Genomic DNA, 17,256 nt, shown 5'->3' with positions numbered 1-17,256 from the left:
CCCGTCACAGTGCCACCTTCAGGCCCAGCGCGTAGGTACGGCCATACTCTTCCATCTGCAGGGTGCGCGAGCGCGTGCCCTGGTACAGCTCAAGCGGCTTGTCCAGCAGGTTCTGTGCTTCCAGGTACATGCTCACGCGCGGGGTGAACTTGTAGTCCAGCGAGAAGTCGAGCTGGGTATTCGGCGCAACGTAGATGTCGAAGGCGCGGCCCTTGCCGATGCTGTCCAGGTACTCGCTGCGGTATACCGCCGCCAGCCGCGTACTCAGACCGTACTTCTCATAGCCGATATGGGCACTGTAGACGTGCTTGGAGGCACGCGGCAGGGTGAAGTCCTCGCCTGAGCGGTCCTTGATGCCGGCATCGAACGTGGTGTCCAGCCAGGTGCCGCTGGCACCGACCAGCAGTCCATCCAGGCCGGAAGGCAGGAAGGCCAGCTGCTGCTGCCAGTTGAACTCGGCACCACGCACGGTGGCCTTGCGGCCGTTGATCGGCTGGGTCACGTCGAAACCGCCATAGGCCGGATCATTGGTGCGCACGGTTTCCACGATGTAGCCGTCGATCGACTTGTGGAACAGGCCCAGCGAGACGATGCCGCTGGTGCCGATGTACTTCTCCACCGACAGGTCGATGTTCTTCGATTCGTACGGGTCCAGTTCCGGATTGCCCAGACGCACTTCCTCGTCACCCCGGCTGTAGCCCACGCGCGGTGAAATGTCACCGAACGAGGGGCGAGATACGGTCTTGTTGGCCGAGGCACGCAGCACCCAATCGTCTGCGGCGTCGTAGCGCAGTTGCAGGCCCGGCAGCACGTTGGTGTAGCTGCTGTTGGCCACGCGCGGGGTGACGGTGAAGCTGCGGCCGTTGGCCGCCGCGTCCACCTGGTTCCCGGTCGCCTTGAACTGGGTGTTCTCCACGCGCACGCCGCCGATGATGCGCAGTGCACCGATGTCCCAGGTGCCCATCGCGTAGCTGGCAAAGATGTCCTCGCTGGCCACGTAGTCTTCTTCCAGCGAGGTCATCGCGTTGCCGCCAATGTCCTGGGGGCGGGCGCTGTACTGGCTGCCATTGGCCGCCCAGAACGCGCGCATCGCCGCCGAGTCCATGCCGTCGCCCAAGGTGCCGTGGCGGTGTTCGGGCGAGGAGGTGCTCCAGCTCGACAGAGCGACCTTGGGGCCGACGCGCAGTTCGTTCTCGTCGACGTTGACGTCGCGGTCGCGCCAGCGGCCCAGCAGGCCGATCTTGATGCTGCCGCTGTCGCCGTCGAAACGCACGTTGACCTGCGCGCTGTGTTCCTTGTCATTCACCTGCTTGGGCGAGAGCACGAAGCGGTCGAAGGCATAGTTGCTGTTGTCCAGCCACTGCGGATTGTCGAAACTGTAGCTGGGCAGGCGGCTGCTCTGGTCAAGCGTGCCATTGAAGGCCTTGCCGTTGAGCTTGAAGCGCGCTTCCATCTCGTCATTCACCCGCTCCTCGGTGCGGGTGTAGCCCACCTTGTAGTCGACCACCGCGTTGGTCAGCGTGTTCTCACCGCCCAGGCTGGCCGCGAAGGTGTTCTCCTTCTTGGTGCGATAGCGCATGCGCTTGTCGATCGAATCCTTAGGCATGCCGTCCAGGCGGTACTGATCGGTACCGGTCTTGACCATCTTGGCGTCGTCGAAGTTGAAGATCACACGCTGGCGGGTTTCGGCATCGTCGAACTGGCTGTACAGCGTGCGCAGGTAGTACCTGCTGTCTTCGTTCGGGCGCCAGTCGAGGTTGAGGTTGGCGCCGATGCGCTTGCGCTCGATCTCATACTTGCGGTGCTGCAGGTTGATCGCGGTGACGTCGCCAGGTGCGGCGTCATCCTCGCCGTCGTACTCCACTTCGGTGTTGTCCGACTCGAACTTGCGCTTCTGATAGTTCACGCCCAGCGCCACGCCGAAGGTGTCGTTGAACACTTCGCTGTAGTTGAAGGCCGCCTTCGGACTGGTCTCGCCGGACAGCTGCTGGTGGCTGCCTTCGATCTTGCCGCGCAGGCTGCGGCCGTCGCGGTCAAAGGCCGAAGCCGATTCCACCAGCACGGCGCCGCCGATGGCATCGCCGGGCATGTCCGGCGTGGGCGACTTGACCACGCGCAGGCGCTCGGTGGAATCGGACGGGATGACGTCCAGCGGGGCGGCGCGACTGGAATCCTCCGGCGTGCCCACGGCGATGCCATCCACGCTTACACTGTTGAGATTGGCATCCAGGCCACGAATGACCACGAAGCGGCCCTCGCCCTGGTCGCGGGTGACGCTGATGCCCGGCAGGCGCTGCAGCGATTCGGCCACGTTCTTGTCCGGGTACTGGCCCAGGGCATCGGAGGACACCGCGTCCTCGATCGCGTCGCTGCTGCGCTTGAGGTCCACCGCACGGATCTGCGATTCGAGCTGGGCGCGCACTTCGATGCGGTCCAGGTCGACCGCATCGGTGGCCACCGCGCCGGTGGCGGCGACCGCCTGCTGCCCGGCGGCCTGCAGCGGTGCCGCAGCCCCCATCGCCAGGGTCAGGCTGATGGCAACGGCCAACGGAGTCTTGATATGCACTGGGAATCCCCATTCCTGTTAAGAATGGGTCTGCACGGTATGTCCGCAAGGTTGCATGGCCGTGACACCGATCTGCACATTTCATGCAGGCCACCTCCGGCGCTGGTTTGGGGTTGGGCGGCCAATCCGGCAAAATGGCGGCCTCTCTCCTTCTTCCCCTTCCCGACCATGAAGATCGTCGAAGTGCGCCACCCGCTGGTGCAGCACAAGATCGGCCTGATGCGCAACGCCGCGCTCAGCACCAAGGATTTCCGCGAACTGGCCAACGAGCTGGGCACCCTGCTGGCCTATGAGGCCACCGCCGACCTGGACACCGAACCGCACACCCTGCCCGGTTGGGCCGGTCCGGTCACCGTGCAGCGCATCGCGGGTGCCAAGATCACCGTGGTGCCGATCCTGCGCGCTGGCCTGGGCATGCTCAGCGGCGTGCTGTCGCTGATCCCGGCCGCCCGGGTCAGCGTGGTCGGCCTGCAGCGCGATGAGGAAACCCTGCAGCCGGTGCCCTACTTCGAGCGCCTGACCGGCCGACTGGAAGAGCGCGATGCGCTGATCCTGGACCCGATGCTTGCCACCGGCGGCACCCTGATCGCCACCATCGACATGCTCAAGCGTGCCGGTGCCCGCCGCATCAAGGGCATCTTCCTGGTGGCCGCGCCGGAAGGCATCGAGGCGGTCAAGGCCGTGCACCCGGACGTGGAGATCTACACCGCGGCCATCGATGCCCAGCTCAACGACAAGGGCTACATCCTGCCGGGCCTGGGCGATGCCGGCGATCGCATCTTCGGTACCCGCGTCGGTTGATCCGGCGAACCGGGGTCAGAGCCCTTTCGTGCCGAAAGGGATCTGACCCCAGGCGCTACCCCAAGCGCTGTACTACAGGCCGGCTGCGGCGGCCGGGGCAGCAATCTTCACGTGGCCTTGCTGCCAGCAGGCCAATGCTCCGCGCACCCGCCACCGCTTGGAGTGTCCCCGATGAAAGCTTCATTCCTGCTGGCCGCTGTCCTGCTGGTCAGCCTGCCCTTGGCCGCCAATGCCACCACGCCGCAGCAGCAGCGCATGGCCGACTGCTCGGCAAAGAACAAGGGCCTGAAGGGTGACGCCTACAAGACCGCGCAGAGTTCCTGCCTCAGTGGCCACGCCGCCGAAGCCAAGCCGGCCAATGCGCAGCAGGAACGCATGCGCAAGTGCAACGCTGACGCGGGTGCCAAGAAGCTGGCCGGTGATGCGCGCAAAACCTTCATGAGCAGCTGCCTGAAGGCCTCGTAGCATCGCTCGTCCAGATCAATCAAATGGGGTCAGAGCCCGTTGCGCAGCAACGGGATCCGACCCCGACAGATCGCAGCCAACCGTCAGAGGCGGGGCTGCAAGCCCTGCCGACGACACCCCTCACCCCAGCGCGCACGCCTTCAGTTCGCCCTGCTCGTGCAGGGTCACGAAACGGCCTTTGTCATCGCGGCCCAGCTGCGCCAGCGCCACCTGCGGGTCGTGGGTGAAGAACAGATGTACGTTGCGCGCCAGCTTGTCTTCGAGGAACTGCCGCTTCTCGTCGATCAGCAGTTCGGCGTTGCGGTCGTAGCCCATGGTGATCGGCACGTGCACCCATGAGCGACCGGGAATCAGGTCCGCACAGAACACCACCCCACCGTGCGCAACCTCGCCGGCGTGCGCGTGGCCGACGATCTCGGCCAGCATCAGCCCCGGCGTATGCCCATCGCTGTAGCTGAAGCGCACGCTGCGGCCCAGGGCTTTGGAACACTCGCCGTCCACCACTTCCAGGCGGCCGCTGGCCTGCAGCAGGCCAGGCAGCTCCGGAATGAAGCTGGCCCGGTCGCGCGGATGCGGCTGCATGGCGCGTTGCCAATGCTGCGCACCCACCACGTAGGTCGCGTTGGGGAACAGCAGCTCCGGCTGACGCCCTTCGCTCCACGCCGCCAACAGGCCACCGGCATGGTCGAAGTGCAGGTGGCTGAGCACCACCACGTCGATATCCTCGTGCTCGAAGCCGGCCTCGCGCAGAGAATCGATCAGCACGTGCTGGCTTTCCTGCACGCCGTAACGCTCGCGCATGCGCGGGTCGAAAAACGCCCCGATACCGGTTTCGAACAGCACCGTCTTGCCTTCCAGCGGACTGGCAAGCAGTGCGCGGCAAGCCAGCTCGATGCGATTGAGCTCGTCCGGTGCCGCCCATTTTTCCCACAACGCGCGCGGCGCGTTCCCGAACATCGCGCCGCCATCAAGGCGCTGCGAGTTTCCACGAATAGACCAGAGTTTCATGCGTGGATTATCGGCGCCGGACCGTTAAATAATCGCTAGAAGGCAAACGGAAAACCCCGCCGTGGCGGGGTCCTGGTGATCTGCCACATAGCCGGCCAACGGCCGGTACTACCGCATCAGCGGGCCGGAACGACCTGGGCGCTGCCCACCGGATTGCGCGGGTCGCTGCCGCCGAACAGCCTATTGGCCTTGCGGTCCCATTCCACCGTCTGCAGGTTGCCCCAGACGTGGCTGGAACCGCGGCCGCCCGCGGCGACATTGCCCGGCAGGTCGATCTTGTGGCCCATCGCCTGCAGCTGCTTCACCGTCGCCGCGTCGAACGCATCGTCCTCGGCTTCGATCAGGTCCGGCAGCCACTGGTGGTGGTAACGCGGCAGCGCGGCAACCTGCTGCGCATCCAGGCCGGCGTCGTAACCGAGGATGCCCAGCAACACCATGGTGATGATGCGGCTGCCACCCGGGGTGCCCAGCACGATCACCTTGTCGCTGTTTTCCATGAAGGTGGGCGTCATCGAGCTGAGCATGCGTTTGCCCGGCTTCGGCGCATTGGCCTCGTAGCCCATCACGCCGAACGCATTGGGCGTGCCCGGCTTCAGCGCGAAGTCGTCCATCTCGTTGTTCAGCAGCACGCCGGTGCCCTTCGGAATAAGCCCCGAGCCGTACAGCAGGTTGACGGTCTGGGTGGCGCCGACGCGGTTGCCATCGCGGTCGATGATCGAGAAGTGCGTGGTCTCGTCGTCTTCCAGCGGCGTCGGGTTGCCCGACAGCAGGTCGCTGGGCGTGGCCTTCTCCGGATGGATGGTAGCGCGCAGGCCCTGCGCGTAGTCCTTGCTGGTCAGCACCTTCTGCGGGATCTGCACGAAGTCCGGATCGCCGAGGAAGAAGGTGCGGTCGCGGTAGGCGCGGCGCATCGATTCCACCACCAGGTGGGTGCGGTGTGCCGGGTCCATCTGCTTGATGTCCCAGCCTTCCAGGATCTGCAGCATGCTGGCCAGCGCGATGCCACCGGACGACGGCGGCGGCGCGGTGGTGATCTTCCAGCCGTTGTAGTTGAAGACGATCGGCTCGCGCTGCTTCACCCGGTAGCCGGCCAGCTCTTCAGCGGTCCACTTGCCGCCCGCCTGCTTCACGCCGGCCAACAGCAGCTTTCCGGTCTGGCCCTTGTAGAAGCCATCGAAGCCACCCATCGCCAGGCGTTCCAGCGTCTGCGCCAGTTCCGGCTGCTTGAACAGGTCACCGGTGGCGATCGGCTTGCCGTTGCGCAGGTAGACCTCACGGGTGCCGGGATAGCGTTCCATCACTTCGCGGCGCGACGCATAGCCCTTGGCCATGCGGTCGTACACCGGGAAGCCTTCGCGCGCGATGCGGATCGCCGGCTGCAGCGATGCAGACAGCGGCAGCTTGCCGTGCTTGGCCGACAGCTCGACCAGCGCTGCGGGCAGGCCCGGAATACCGGCCGACCAGGCCCCGTTTACCGAGCGGTCGCGGTCCAGGTTGCCCTGCTTGTCGAGAAAGGCCTGCGGCGTGGCGGCGGCCGGCGCGGTCTCGCGCGCGTCCAGCATCACGTCCTTGCCGGTGGCCGCGTCATGCAGCAGGAAGAAGCCCCCGCCGCCCAGGCCGGAGCTGATCGGCTCGACCACCGCCAGCGTGGACGACACCGCCACCGCGGCATCGAAGGCATTGCCGCCCTGCGCCAGGATGTCGATGCCGGCCTGGGTGGCCAGCGCATGGCCACTGGCAATGGCCGCGCCATCGGGGCGCTCGGCACGGGCCGGGCTGTCGGCCCAGACCATCGGGCTCAGCAGCAGGCCGAGCAGCAACAGGGGGCGGACGATCAGCGTCTTCATTCGGATGGGGGCTCCGCGTAGAGTTCGGGGTGATCGTGCTGCAACTGGCGCAGCTTGGCCAGCAGCTGGTCTTCCGTTTCCACGATCTCCGGGTCCGGGTCGATGCATTCGACCGGGCAGACGACCACGCACTGCGGTTCGTCGAAATGACCCACGCATTCGGTACAGCGCGCAGGGTCGATCACGTAGATGGTTTCACCCATCGAAATGGCCTGGTTCGGGCAGGCCGGCTCGCAGACGTCACAGTTGACGCAGAGCTCATTGATTTTCAGCGACATGGCGATACTCCTCGCCCGCGCCTTGGGACAAGGACCGCCCCGCGCGGGCGCGCGGAACGGTCAGGTCATCAGCGGCACCCCTGCAGGATGCCGCCCGGGCCACGCCGCAGCGTGGCCGCCACGGCTCGGTCTTACTTGGCTTCGACGAAAATGTACTCGGCGCCGGTCGGCTGCACGGCTGCCTGCACGCGGGCGTTGTCGGCCGACTGGCCGATGAATACGACGCGCACGCCCTTCATCGAATCCGGCGACACGTCCTTGAAGACGGTCTGGATCATGTCAGCCATCTTGCCCGAGGCCGACGAACCGAAGGCCAGCATGTTGCCCGGCTGCACGCCACGGGCCACGGCCTGGGTCGCGCTCTCGGTCTGGCGCTCGTACTTGGCCTGGAAGTCCGGGTCCGATTCCGGCGAGAGGTAGTACAGGAACGGGCTGTTTGTGATGTTGCCCATGTTCTGGATGGCCACTTCCTGCAGGTACTTCTTCCAGCCTGCATCGTCATCCTTGGACGGGGCGACCAGGGCCTGCTTGGCCTCGTCGACCGGAGCGGCCTCTTCCTTCTTGCAGGCGGTGAAGGCCAGGGCCAACGAAGCGATCATCATCGCGCGCATGGTGGTGTTCATGGGTTTCCTCCCGGAATGGTGCGTGGTGTTGTACGTAATGGGGTGCGGGTACAGCAGGGCTTAGGACTGTGCCGCCTTCGCTTCGCGGACCTTGCGCAGGGCTTCGAGCACCGCGGCCGGCACGAAGCCGGACACGTCGCCGCCCAGGCGCGCGATCTCGCGGACCAGCGAGGACGAAATGAAGCTGTGCTGCTCGGCCGGGGTCAGGAACAGGGTCTCGACCTCGGGGATCAGGTGACGGTTCATGCTGGCCATCTGGAACTCGTACTCGAAGTCGGACACCGCGCGCAGGCCGCGCAGCAGCACCCCGCCCTGGACCGAGCGCACGAAATGCGCCAGCAGAGTGTCGAAGCCGATGACCTCGACGTTGCTGTGGTGGCCGAGTGCGCCACGCGCCAGCTGCACGCGCTGTTCCAGCGGCAGCGCCGGGCCCTTGGACGGGCTCTGCGCCACGCCCACCACGACCTTTTCAAACAGCGGCGCGGCCCGGCTGACCAGGTCGATATGACCATTGGTGATCGGGTCGAACGTGCCGGGGTAGACGGCAATGCGGCGGTTGGCCACGGTCATGGGCGGATGCAGATGTTCAGATGAGGTCAAAGTGTAGCAGTGGCACGGCGGTACAGGGCAAAGCGCACCTCGCGGGTACCGCCCTCGCGGTGCAGCAGCCAGTCCGGCGGCAGCGCCGGCGCGTGACCGGCCGGCGACTCCAGGTACAGCCAGGCGTCGGCAGCCAGGTGCCGGGGCAGCTGCGCCAGCACGTCCTGCCACAGGCCATCGGCGAACGGCGGGTCAATGAAGACCAGGTCGGCCTGCTGCGCCGGCGCGCCCTGCAGCCAGCGCAGGGCATCGGCCTGCACCACGGTGATCTGGTCGCTGGCCTGCAGCTTGGCTACGGCAGCGGTCAGATTGCGGCCCAGCTGAGCATCACGCTCGACCAGGGTGGCGTGGGCGGCACCGCGCGACACCGCTTCCAGGCCCAGCGCGCCACTGCCTGCGAACAGGTCCAGCACCCGTGCACCGCCCAGCTTGGGCATCAGCCAGTTGAACAGGGTCTCGCGCACGCGGTCGCTGCTGGGCCGAAGCCCCGGCAGGGTCGGCACAGGCAAGCGGGTATTGCGCCAGCGCCCGCCGATGATGCGGACCTGGCCGTCAGTGCCCCCACGGCCGCTCACCGGCGCCCCCGGCGGGAGGTATTCGAGAATTTCAGCATGAGCGGGATTGTAGTCGTCCGGGCGGCGCCCGGGGACGCGCCAACGCATGCGCGCTGTCGCTCCCACGCTTCGCTGCGCGAAACGCGGGCCCCACTTACCAGCTTCCCCCCCCCCGCCGCTTCGCGGCCGCCCCCTGACTCAGGGGGCTCCGCCCCAGACGCGATCCGATGCTCGACATACAGGCCAGTTTTATTTCGATATCTGACAGATGTGTCGACCAAGGTCGACACCTACCAACCGCCGAGTGAACCCGTCAGAGGCGGGGCGGTGTGGGTTGGCAGGACCGTTGGCGCCATGGATGGCGCCATCGAGCCCCCAGGGACGGGTTCACGGCGTGTCCTGCCAACCCGCACCGCCCCGCCATCCCAAGGAACGCCAGCTGTTGCTGTTGCTTCGGCTGTTGCTGTTGCTTCGGCCGTTGCCGTTGCCCTGGCCTCTGTGGGTGCAGGGCGCCGCCCTGCCAGAACACCCCCCTTGATTTCGGGACAATCATCCCTACCCCTTGGCGAGGCCGCACGCGCTGGCGCGGCATTGCACATGGAGCCTTAATCGATGACCGAGACCACCCAGACCGAAACCCTTGGCTTCCAGACCGAAGTCAAGCAGCTGCTGCAGCTGATGATCCACTCGCTGTACTCCAACAAGGAGATCTTCCTCCGCGAGCTGGTCTCCAACGCTGCCGACGCCGCCGACAAGCTGCGCTTCGAGGCCCTGACCCAGCCGGCCCTGCTGGAAGGCGACAGCGAACTGCGCGTGCGCGTCAGCTTCGATCCCGCCGCCCACACCATCACCATCGAAGACAACGGCATCGGCATGAGCCGCGCCGAAGCCATCGCCCACCTCGGCACGATTGCAAAGTCCGGTACCGGCGACTTCCTGCGCCAGCTGTCCGGCGACCAGAAGAAGGATTCGCAGCTGATCGGCCAGTTCGGCGTCGGCTTCTACAGCGCCTTCATCGTTGCCGACGAAGTGGAAGTGACCTCGCGCCGCGCCGGCCTGGCTGCCGGCGAAGGCGTGCGCTGGACCTCGCGCGGCGAAGGCGATTTCGAGGTAGCCACCGTCGACAAGGCCGAGCGCGGCACCCGCATCGTGCTGCACCTGAAGGAAGGCGAGCATGACTTCGCCGATGGCTGGCGCCTGCGCAGCATCCTGAAGAAGTACTCGGACCACATCGGCCTGCCGATCCAGATGCCGAAGGAAGGCGGCGAAGAAGGCGCTGCTGTCGAATGGGAAACCGTCAACCGCGCCAGCGCGCTCTGGACCCGCCCGCGCACCGAGATCAGTGACGCCGAGTACACCGAGTTCTACAAGCACGTCGCGCACGACCACAGCGACCCGCTGGCGTGGAGCCACAACAAGGTCGAAGGCAAGCTGGAGTACACCTCGCTGCTGTACGTGCCCGGCCGCGCGCCGTTCGACCTGTACCACCGCGACGCGCCCAAGGGCCTCAAGCTTTACGTGCAGCGCGTGTTCGTAATGGACCAGGCCGAGCAGTTCCTGCCGCTGTACCTGCGCTTCATCAAGGGCGTGGTTGATTCCAACGACCTGTCGCTGAACGTCTCGCGCGAGATCCTGCAGTCCGGTCCGGTCATCGACTCGATGAAGGCCGCGCTGACCAAGCGCTCGCTGGACATGCTGGAGAAGCTGGCCACCGACAAGCCCGAGCAGTACGCCACGTTCTGGAAGGAATTCGGCCAGGTGCTGAAGGAAGGCCCGGCCGAGGACTACAACAACCGCGAGAAGGTGGCCGGCCTGCTGCGCTTCGCCTCCACCCGTGGCGACGCCGATGCGCAGACCGTGTCGCTGGCCGACTACATCGGCCGCATGGCCGAAGGCCAGGACAAGATCTATTACCTGACCGGCGAGAGCTACAGCCAGGTGCGCAACAGCCCGCACCTGGAAGTGTTCCGCAAGAAGGGCGTGGAAGTGCTACTGCTGACCGACCGCATCGACGAGTGGCTGATGGGCTACCTGACCGATTTCGACGGCAAGGGCTTCGTTGACATCGCCCGTGGCGACCTCGACCTGGGCGCGCTGGAGACCGAAGCGGACAAGCAGGAACAGGAAGCCGCCGCCAAGGACAAGCAGGCCCTGGTGGAGCGCCTGAAGACGGTGCTGGGCGATGACGTGGCCGAGGTGCGCGTGTCGCACCGCCTGACCGATTCGCCGGCGGTGCTGGCCATTGGCGAACAGGACCTGGGCCTGCAGATGCGGCAGATCCTAGAGGCCAGCGGGCAGAAGGTGCCCGACAGCAAGCCGGTGCTGGAGATCAACCCGGGCCACCCGCTGATCGCCAAGCTGGATGCCGAAGGCGATGGCGCACGTTTCGACGATCTGGGCCGGGTGCTGTTCGACCAGGCCGCGCTGGCCGCCGGTGACAGCCTGAAGGACCCGGGCGCCTACGTGGCGCGCCTGAACAAACTGCTGCTGGAGCTGTCGGCCTGATCGAGGCGGTGGTCGCCGGGCATGGCCCGGCGGTGCCTTGGTAGAGGCCCACCTTGGTTGGCGCCCCAAAAGCGTGCCAACCAAGGTTGGCACCTACCAGGGCAGGTCAAGCATGCCAGCCAGGGTTGGCACCCACCAGGGGCGGCGGTTGGCGCCTGCCGAGGGGGCTCAGGCTTCGCGATCCAGCAGCGAGCCCAGCATCTGGTCCTGGCGGCGGATCACCGTGGCATTGGCGGCGAAGGCCACCACTTCGGCTTTCGCTGCCAGCAGATCTCCCAGCGGTGCACTGACATCGGCGCCGGCAGGGGTCACCGAGGCCTGCACTCCGCCCTGCTCCACCGCACTACGCTGCAGCTGCAGGCGCTGGGCATCCGGGGTCGCCAGATTGGCCACGTTGTGCGCGGCCAGCTGCACGCCCTGCTGGGCTGCACGCATGCCACTGCGTGCCGTTCCCATCACGTTGTTCATGGCGGTCTCCGGGCCGCACTGCGCAGCCCTCCGGACCGGTTAACGGCCGATGGGCCGCGACCTTGAGTCCACATCGGCCCGACAGGCCCGAGTGGTAGCATATCCCTCTGATTTCAGCGCCTTTTGCCAATGCTCAGTTTTTTCCGCCGCAAGAAGCCCCAGGATGCCCCCGCAGCGGAGGCACCCAAGACCCAGCACTACTCGGCTGAAGAGCTGGCGGCGGCGTTTCCGTCGGCCGCGCCGGTCGAGGACAAGCAGCCGGCTCCTGTAGCCGTACCGGCCGAGCCTGCACCGGTCGAGCCGTCCCCCGCAGCCGTCGTTCCGGTCGCTGTCGCGCCCACACCGGTGATTCCGGCTCCAGCCGCACCGGTTCCGGCAGCTCCGGCGCCGATCGACGTTGCTCCCATCGCGCCTGCGGCCATCGAACCCGCACCGGTACCTGAGTCCGCCCCGGCCCCGGTCGCCGACGACCTGCCCGCCGCCGCGTCGGTCGACGCCGTGCCCGCTCCGGCCGGCAAGCCCGGCTGGCGCGAGCGCCTGCGCAACAGTGTCATCGCCCGCAGCTTCGGCGGCCTGTTCTCGCGCAACCCCAAGCTCGACGACGACCTGCTGGACGAGCTGGAAACCGCACTGATCACCGCTGACGTCGGCGTCGGCGCCACCACCGACCTGGTCGAAGGCCTGCGCAGGCGCATGAAGTCGCGCGAGTTCGCCGATGCCAATGCGCTGCTGGCCGCGCTGCGCGCCGAGCTGATCGCGATCCTGCAGCCGGTGGCCAAGCCGCTGGTGATCGACCGCAATGCCAAGCCCTTCGTGGTGCTCACCGTCGGCGTCAACGGCGTCGGCAAGACGACCACCATCGGCAAGCTGGCCAAGCGCTTCAAGGATGATGGCCACAGCCTGATGCTGGCCGCCGGCGATACCTTCCGTGCCGCGGCCGTGGCCCAGCTGCAGGCCTGGGGCGAGCGCAATGGCGTGGCCGTGGTCGCCCAGGGTCAGAACGCCGATGCCGCTTCGGTGGCGTTCGACGCGCTGCAGGCCGGCAAGGCCCGCGGTACCTCCGTGCTGATTGCCGATACCGCCGGCCGCCTGCACACCCAGTCCGGCCTGATGAACGAACTGGGCAAGATCCGCCGCGTGCTCGGCAAGATCGACCCCACCGCGCCGCATGAAGTGCTGATGGTGATCGACGGCACCACCGGCCAGAACGCGCTGTCGCAGCTGCGCCAGTTCAATGCTGCGGTGAACGTGACCGGCCTGGTGGTGACCAAGCTGGACGGCACTGCCAAGGGCGGCGTGGTGTTCGCGCTGGCCCGCGAGTTCGGCATTCCGATCCGCTTTGCCGGCATCGGCGAGCGCCCGGAAGACCTGCGCGTGTTCGATCCGGAAGCCTTCGTCGACGCCCTGCTGCCTGAAGCGCTGGGTGCCTGATATACCGTGCAGCCACCGCACTCTGGTGCAGCCACCCCTGGGGTGGCGCTACGAGGGTGAACCCACGGCTGGCTGCCTCTCTGGAACGCCGATGCCCCGCCAGCCGCACGCCAGCGCCGACACTGCCCAGCACGACGGCTTCGTCGCCCGCCTGCTGCACTGGTTCGACGACCACGGCCGCCACGACCTCCCCTGGCAGCACCCGCGCAGCCCCTACCGGGTCTGGCTGTCGGAGATCATGCTGCAGCAGACCCAGGTGGCCACGGTCATGCCGTATTTCCAGCGGTTCCTGCAGCACTTCCCGACCCTGCCCGACCTTGCCGCTGCCAGCAACGACGCGGTGATGGCGCAGTGGGCCGGGCTTGGCTACTACGCTCGCGCCCGCAACCTGCACGCGGCAGCCAAGCGCTGCGTCGAACTGCACGAGGGCGACCTGCCGCGTGATTTCGAGGCGCTGCACGCCCTGCCCGGCATCGGCCGCAGCACCGCCGGTGCGATCCTCAGCCAAGCCTGGAACGACCCGCTCGCGATCCTCGATGGCAACGTCAAGCGCGTGCTGAGCCGTTACCACGGCATCGACGGCTTCCCCGGCCTGCCGGCCATCGAGAAGCAGTTGTGGGCCATCGCCGAGGCGCACGTGGCACAGGTTCCGGCCGGACGCATGGCCGATTACACCCAGGCGCAGATGGACCTGGGCGCCACCGTCTGCAGTCGGGCCAAGCCGGCATGCGTGATCTGCCCGCTGCAGGACGACTGCGTGGCACGCCGCGAAGGCCGCACCGCTGAGTTGCCGACGCCCAAGCCCAGCAAGACCCTGCCCGAACGCGAAGCGGTCGCCCTGCTGCTGCGCGACGCCCAGCAGCGCGTGCTGCTGCAGAAGCGGCCGGATACCGGCATCTGGGCGCAGCTGTGGACGCTGCCGCAGGCCGAGACGGGAAGCGACCTGCAGGACTGGTTCGACACACATGTGGACGGCTCGCTGGAAGATGCCGACGAACTGCCGGTGCTGCAGCACACCTTCAGCCACTACAAGCTGCATCTGCAGGTACTGTCGCGGCAGGTACACGGCCTGCGCGTGGAAGAACCCACGCTGCGCTGGGTGGCTGCCGACGAACTGCCCGCGCTGGGCCTTCCGGCGCCGATCCGCAAGCTGCTCGACGGCGCCACGATCAAGACCCCGAAACGAACCTCCAAGAAATCCCGCAACCACGAGTGAGTGCCATGCCCCGAACCGTCTTCTGCCAGTACGAACAACGCGATGCCGAGGGCCTGGACTTCGTGCCCTACCCCGGTGAGCTGGGCCAGCGCATCTTCAACAACATCGGCAAGCAGGCCTGGGCCGCGTGGCTGGCCCACCAGACCATGCTGATCAACGAGAACCGGCTGTCACCGCGCACGCCGGAGCACCGCGCGTCTCTTGAAGGCGAACTGGTCAAGTTCCTGTTCGAGAAGGACGCGGAGAAGCCCGCAGGCTTCGTTCCGGAAGCCTGACCCACAGGTCGTGCCGGCCGCTGGCCGGCAACCTGGCATCCGTGCGATGCCGGCCAGCGGCCGGCACTACCGCCCTATTTCGCGTTTTCCTCGCGCTCCTGCACCTGCGCCTGGCGCAGCTCCTGTTCGGAAGCACGCAGCGCCTTGACGTCCAGCTTGCGGATGCTGTTGATGAAGCACGGCATGCGCGGGCCGCCGGCAGGGTCACGCACCAGCACCTTGTCGAAGCGCGCCGAGACACGGTTCATCTGGCTGGTCAGGCCGATGGCGGTGGCATACGGCAGATCCTGGCAGGGGCCGTTCAATTCCAGCAGGTAGGCTTCGCTGGGTCGCGTCCAGACCGCCAGCGCGCTGGCACCCAGCTCGGTCCAGCCATTGAGGCTGCCGAAGAACTGCATGTCATTCTGTGGTGCACCGGCGTGGGCCCGGTACAGGTCCAGCTTTTCGGCGCTGCTGAGCCGGCCGGTGGTGGCGCAGGCGGCCAGGGCCATACAGAGGCCGGCCAGCAGAAGCGGGGTCTTCATGGCGATCTCCTTGGGGAACTGTCGCCATCATGCGCCCGACCGGGCAACGCTGGCGCGAAGGCCGGCGGCCCCATTCAGCCGCTGGTCGGCGGCTTCCATGGCCGATCAGGGTCGGCTTCCACCCAAGCTGGCCCAGCGACTCAGACGTCGGCGTGGGCCAGCGCGTGCAGGCGCCCTTCGCGCAGCTCCAGCACCCGGTCCAGGCGACGCGCCAGGCTGCGGTCGTGGGTGACCAGCACCAGGCTGGTATGGCGCGCGCGGTTGAGCTCCAGCATCAGCTCGAACACAGTACCGGCGGTGCGGTCATCCAGGTTGCCGGTCGGCTCGTCACCCAGCACGCAGGCCGGGTGGTTGACCAGTGCGCGCGCGACGGCGGCGCGCTGGCGCTCGCCACCGGACAGTTCACCCGGCTTGTGGTCCAGGCGATGGCCCAGGCCGACCGCTTCCAGCAGCGTGGTGGCGCGGCTGCTCGCCTCGGCCACCGCGGTGCCGGCCAGCAGCACCGGCATCATCACGTTTTCCAGCGCGGTGAACTCCGGCAGCAGGTGATGGAACTGGTAGACGAAGCCCAATGCCTGGTTGCGCAGCAGGCCACGCGCGGTGTCCGACAGCGCCGACATGCGCTGGCCGGTCACGTAGACCTCGCCGGCGGTCGGAATGTCCAGGCCGCCCAGCAGATGCAGCAGCGTGCTCTTGCCGGCGCCGGAGGCACCGATGATCGCCACCGTCTCGCCGGCGGTCACGGTCAGGTCCAGGCCATCGAACACCGGGGTCTGCATGCGCCCTTCGGCGTAGGTCTTGCCCAGTGCTTCGGCGCGGATCACTTCATCGCCGCGGTTGAAGACCTTATTCATAACGCAGGGCCTCCGCCGGCTGGGTGCGTGCTGCCCGCCAGGCGGGATACAGGGTGGCCAGGAAGCTCATCAGCAGTGCGACCACGGTGATCGCCACCACGTCGCCGGTCTGCATGTCGGTCGGCAGGCCGGTGATGTAGTACACATCCTCCGGCATCAGCTTGACGTTCAACACGCTCTCGATGGCGCCGAGGATGCGCTCCAGGTTGAGGGTCAGGGTGATGCCACCGATCAGGCCGGCCAGCGTTCCGAAGATGCCGATCAGCGAGCCCTGCACCATGAACACCTGCATCACGCCGCCCGGCGTGAGGCCGAGGGTGCGCAGGATGGCGATGTCGGCCTGCTTGTCGGTCACCAGCATCACCTGCGAGGAGACCAGGTTGAAGGCGCCCATGGCGATGATCAGCGACAGCAGGATGCCCATCACCACCTTCTCCATGCGCAGCGAGTGGTAGAGATTGGCGTTCTGCTGGGTCCAGTCGCTCACGCGGTAGGCACCGCCGAGGTTCTGCGCCAGATCCACGCCCACTTCCAGCGAGCGGTCCATGTCGTGCAGTTTCAGGCGCACGCCGGTGGCACCGTCGCTGCGCAGTACGCGCTCCAGGTCCTGCATGTTGGCGAAGCCGACGCCTCGGTCGACCTCGTTGTAGCCGGCCTCGAAGATGCCACTGACGGTGAAGCGTTTCATCCGCGGCACCGCGCCGGCAGGCGTGCCCTGCACTTCTGCAAAGGTCACCAGCACCTGGTCGCCAACGTCCACGCCCAGCCAGATCGCCAGCTCCTTGCCCAGCAGCACGTTGAAGCTGCCCGGCTTGAGGCTGTCATAGCTGCCCTTGGTGATCTTCTTGTCGATCACCGACACCTTCGGTTCAAGCGCCGGGTCGATGCCCTGGATGATCGCGCCCTGCACGCGCGGGCCGCTGATCATCGACTGGATCTCGATGTACGGCGCGGCACCGGCCACGCGCGGATCCTTGTTGGCCACCTCGACCACCCGCATCCAGTCCGGCATCGGCTCGCCGTCGCGGCTGATGGTGGTGTGCGCGGTCATCTGCAGCAGGCGGCTGCGGATTTCCTTCTGGAAACCGCTCATCACCGCCAGGGTGGTGATCAGCACCGTGACGCCGAGCGCGATGCCCAGGATCGATGCCATCGAGATGAAGGAGATGAAGCCGTTGCGGCGTTTGGCGCGCAGGTAGCGCAGGCCGATGGCCACGGGGATGGGTTTGAACATGCAGGCA

General features: G+C 66.9%; 16 protein-coding genes and 1 pseudogene. 6 read left to right on the top strand and 11 right to left on the bottom strand.

Annotated elements, in window-relative coordinates; translation table 11 throughout:
- Positions 1–4: 4 nt before the first annotated feature.
- Positions 5–2,566: a TonB-dependent receptor gene (locus QP512_RS08140; RefSeq protein WP_286071653.1), complete on the bottom strand. Its 2,562-nt coding sequence runs from the start codon at positions 2,564–2,566 to the stop codon at positions 5–7.
- A gap of 168 nt (positions 2,567–2,734) precedes the next feature.
- Here QP512_RS08140 and upp point away from each other — a divergent pair, with 168 nt between their 5' ends.
- Complete coding sequence (gene upp, locus QP512_RS08135) at positions 2,735–3,367, top strand: uracil phosphoribosyltransferase (protein WP_005409099.1); 633 nt, start codon at positions 2,735–2,737, stop codon at positions 3,365–3,367.
- Positions 3,368–3,538: 171 nt separating this feature from the next.
- The gene (locus QP512_RS08130) at positions 3,539–3,832 is read left to right on the top strand and encodes a PsiF family protein (protein WP_012479780.1); all 294 of its coding nucleotides are present in this window, start codon (positions 3,539–3,541) and stop codon (positions 3,830–3,832) included.
- Positions 3,833–3,952: 120 nt separating this feature from the next.
- Here the strand turns inward: QP512_RS08130 and QP512_RS08125 are convergent, their stop codons facing one another.
- From QP512_RS08125 to rsmD, 6 genes and pseudogenes are all read right to left on the bottom strand, one after another.
- Positions 3,953–4,840, bottom strand: a complete 888-nt coding sequence (locus QP512_RS08125; protein WP_286071652.1) for an MBL fold metallo-hydrolase — start codon at positions 4,838–4,840, stop codon at positions 3,953–3,955.
- 116 nt (positions 4,841–4,956) lie between these two features.
- Positions 4,957–6,591 (bottom strand): annotated as a pseudogene (ggt, locus tag QP512_RS08120) (gamma-glutamyltransferase); the annotation flags it as partial.
- Positions 6,592–6,683: 92 nt separating this feature from the next.
- Positions 6,684–6,965 (bottom strand): YfhL family 4Fe-4S dicluster ferredoxin, encoded by a 282-nt coding sequence (locus QP512_RS08115; protein WP_010484376.1) that lies wholly within the window; start codon positions 6,963–6,965, stop codon positions 6,684–6,686.
- A gap of 131 nt (positions 6,966–7,096) precedes the next feature.
- Entirely contained in the window at positions 7,097–7,588 is a 492-nt protein-coding gene (locus tag QP512_RS08110; protein ID WP_286071651.1) for a hypothetical protein, read from the bottom strand.
- A 60-nt stretch (positions 7,589–7,648) separates the two neighbouring features.
- Complete coding sequence (gene coaD / locus QP512_RS08105) at positions 7,649–8,158, bottom strand: pantetheine-phosphate adenylyltransferase (protein ID WP_010484372.1); 510 nt, start codon at positions 8,156–8,158, stop codon at positions 7,649–7,651.
- Between the two features lie 26 nt (positions 8,159–8,184).
- A complete protein-coding gene (gene rsmD / locus QP512_RS08100; protein WP_345783111.1) occupies positions 8,185–8,850 on the bottom strand; it encodes a 16S rRNA (guanine(966)-N(2))-methyltransferase RsmD in 666 nt (221 codons plus the stop codon).
- A 504-nt stretch (positions 8,851–9,354) separates the two neighbouring features.
- Between rsmD and htpG the strand changes: the two genes are divergently transcribed.
- Entirely contained in the window at positions 9,355–11,247 is a 1,893-nt protein-coding gene (gene htpG / locus QP512_RS08095; protein WP_286071649.1) for a molecular chaperone HtpG, read from the top strand.
- A gap of 168 nt (positions 11,248–11,415) precedes the next feature.
- Here the strand turns inward: htpG and QP512_RS08090 are convergent, their stop codons facing one another.
- Complete coding sequence (locus tag QP512_RS08090; RefSeq protein WP_286071648.1) at positions 11,416–11,715, bottom strand: hypothetical protein; 300 nt, start codon at positions 11,713–11,715, stop codon at positions 11,416–11,418.
- A gap of 129 nt (positions 11,716–11,844) precedes the next feature.
- Between QP512_RS08090 and ftsY the strand changes: the two genes are divergently transcribed.
- The 3 genes from ftsY to QP512_RS08075 all read left to right on the top strand — a co-directional run bounded on the left by ftsY (position 11,845) and on the right by QP512_RS08075 (position 14,637).
- A complete protein-coding gene (gene ftsY, locus QP512_RS08085; protein WP_286071647.1) occupies positions 11,845–13,146 on the top strand; it encodes a signal recognition particle-docking protein FtsY in 1,302 nt (433 codons plus the stop codon).
- A 91-nt stretch (positions 13,147–13,237) separates the two neighbouring features.
- The gene (gene mutY / locus QP512_RS08080) at positions 13,238–14,362 is read left to right on the top strand and encodes an A/G-specific adenine glycosylase (RefSeq protein ID WP_286071646.1); all 1,125 of its coding nucleotides are present in this window, start codon (positions 13,238–13,240) and stop codon (positions 14,360–14,362) included.
- 5 nt (positions 14,363–14,367) lie between these two features.
- Entirely contained in the window at positions 14,368–14,637 is a 270-nt protein-coding gene (locus QP512_RS08075; protein ID WP_286071645.1) for an oxidative damage protection protein, read from the top strand.
- A 74-nt stretch (positions 14,638–14,711) separates the two neighbouring features.
- Here QP512_RS08075 and QP512_RS08070 read toward each other — a convergent pair whose 3' ends face one another.
- From QP512_RS08070 to QP512_RS08060, 3 genes are all read right to left on the bottom strand, one after another.
- Positions 14,712–15,161, bottom strand: a complete 450-nt coding sequence (locus tag QP512_RS08070; RefSeq protein ID WP_286071644.1) for a DUF6491 family protein — start codon at positions 15,159–15,161, stop codon at positions 14,712–14,714.
- Between the two features lie 140 nt (positions 15,162–15,301).
- Positions 15,302–16,015: a lipoprotein-releasing ABC transporter ATP-binding protein LolD gene (gene lolD, locus QP512_RS08065; RefSeq protein WP_014036806.1), complete on the bottom strand. Its 714-nt coding sequence runs from the start codon at positions 16,013–16,015 to the stop codon at positions 15,302–15,304.
- Positions 16,008–17,249, bottom strand: coding sequence for a lipoprotein-releasing ABC transporter permease subunit (locus tag QP512_RS08060; RefSeq protein ID WP_286071643.1), 1,242 nt, complete (start codon positions 17,247–17,249; stop codon positions 16,008–16,010). Before QP512_RS08060 ends, lolD begins: the two co-directional genes overlap by 8 nt.
- Positions 17,250–17,256: the final 7 nt, after the last annotated feature.

It is taken from the genome of Stenotrophomonas sp. 57, assembly GCF_030291075.1.
Taxonomy (GTDB): Bacteria; Pseudomonadota; Gammaproteobacteria; order Xanthomonadales; family Xanthomonadaceae; genus Stenotrophomonas.
The sequence above is the reverse complement of the archived record's forward strand: the minus strand, read 5'-3'. Positions and strand labels throughout refer to the sequence as shown.

What these genes read in the sequence shown, in the direction of transcription:
- coaD (WP_010484372.1), bottom strand. Translation starts at nt 8,158, where the DNA reads ATGACCGTGGCCAACCGCCGCATTGCCGTCTACCCCGGCACGTTCGAC.
- QP512_RS08125 (WP_286071652.1), bottom strand. Translation starts at nt 4,840, where the DNA reads ATGAAACTCTGGTCTATTCGTGGAAACTCGCAGCGCCTTGATGGCGGC.
- QP512_RS08115 (WP_010484376.1), bottom strand. Translation starts at nt 6,965, where the DNA reads ATGTCGCTGAAAATCAATGAGCTCTGCGTCAACTGTGACGTCTGCGAG.
- QP512_RS08110 (WP_286071651.1), bottom strand. Translation starts at nt 7,588, where the DNA reads ATGAACACCACCATGCGCGCGATGATGATCGCTTCGTTGGCCCTGGCC.
- QP512_RS08060 (WP_286071643.1), bottom strand. Translation starts at nt 17,249, where the DNA reads ATGTTCAAACCCATCCCCGTGGCCATCGGCCTGCGCTACCTGCGCGCC.
- rsmD (WP_345783111.1), bottom strand. Translation starts at nt 8,850, where the DNA reads ATGCGTTGGCGCGTCCCCGGGCGCCGCCCGGACGACTACAATCCCGCT.
- ftsY (WP_286071647.1), top strand. Translation starts at nt 11,845, where the DNA reads ATGCTCAGTTTTTTCCGCCGCAAGAAGCCCCAGGATGCCCCCGCAGCG.
- upp (WP_005409099.1), top strand. Translation starts at nt 2,735, where the DNA reads ATGAAGATCGTCGAAGTGCGCCACCCGCTGGTGCAGCACAAGATCGGC.
- QP512_RS08090 (WP_286071648.1), bottom strand. Translation starts at nt 11,715, where the DNA reads ATGAACAACGTGATGGGAACGGCACGCAGTGGCATGCGTGCAGCCCAG.
- htpG (WP_286071649.1), top strand. Translation starts at nt 9,355, where the DNA reads ATGACCGAGACCACCCAGACCGAAACCCTTGGCTTCCAGACCGAAGTC.
- QP512_RS08130 (WP_012479780.1), top strand. Translation starts at nt 3,539, where the DNA reads ATGAAAGCTTCATTCCTGCTGGCCGCTGTCCTGCTGGTCAGCCTGCCC.
- QP512_RS08075 (WP_286071645.1), top strand. Translation starts at nt 14,368, where the DNA reads ATGCCCCGAACCGTCTTCTGCCAGTACGAACAACGCGATGCCGAGGGC.
- mutY (WP_286071646.1), top strand. Translation starts at nt 13,238, where the DNA reads ATGCCCCGCCAGCCGCACGCCAGCGCCGACACTGCCCAGCACGACGGC.
- lolD (WP_014036806.1), bottom strand. Translation starts at nt 16,015, where the DNA reads ATGAATAAGGTCTTCAACCGCGGCGATGAAGTGATCCGCGCCGAAGCA.
- QP512_RS08070 (WP_286071644.1), bottom strand. Translation starts at nt 15,161, where the DNA reads ATGAAGACCCCGCTTCTGCTGGCCGGCCTCTGTATGGCCCTGGCCGCC.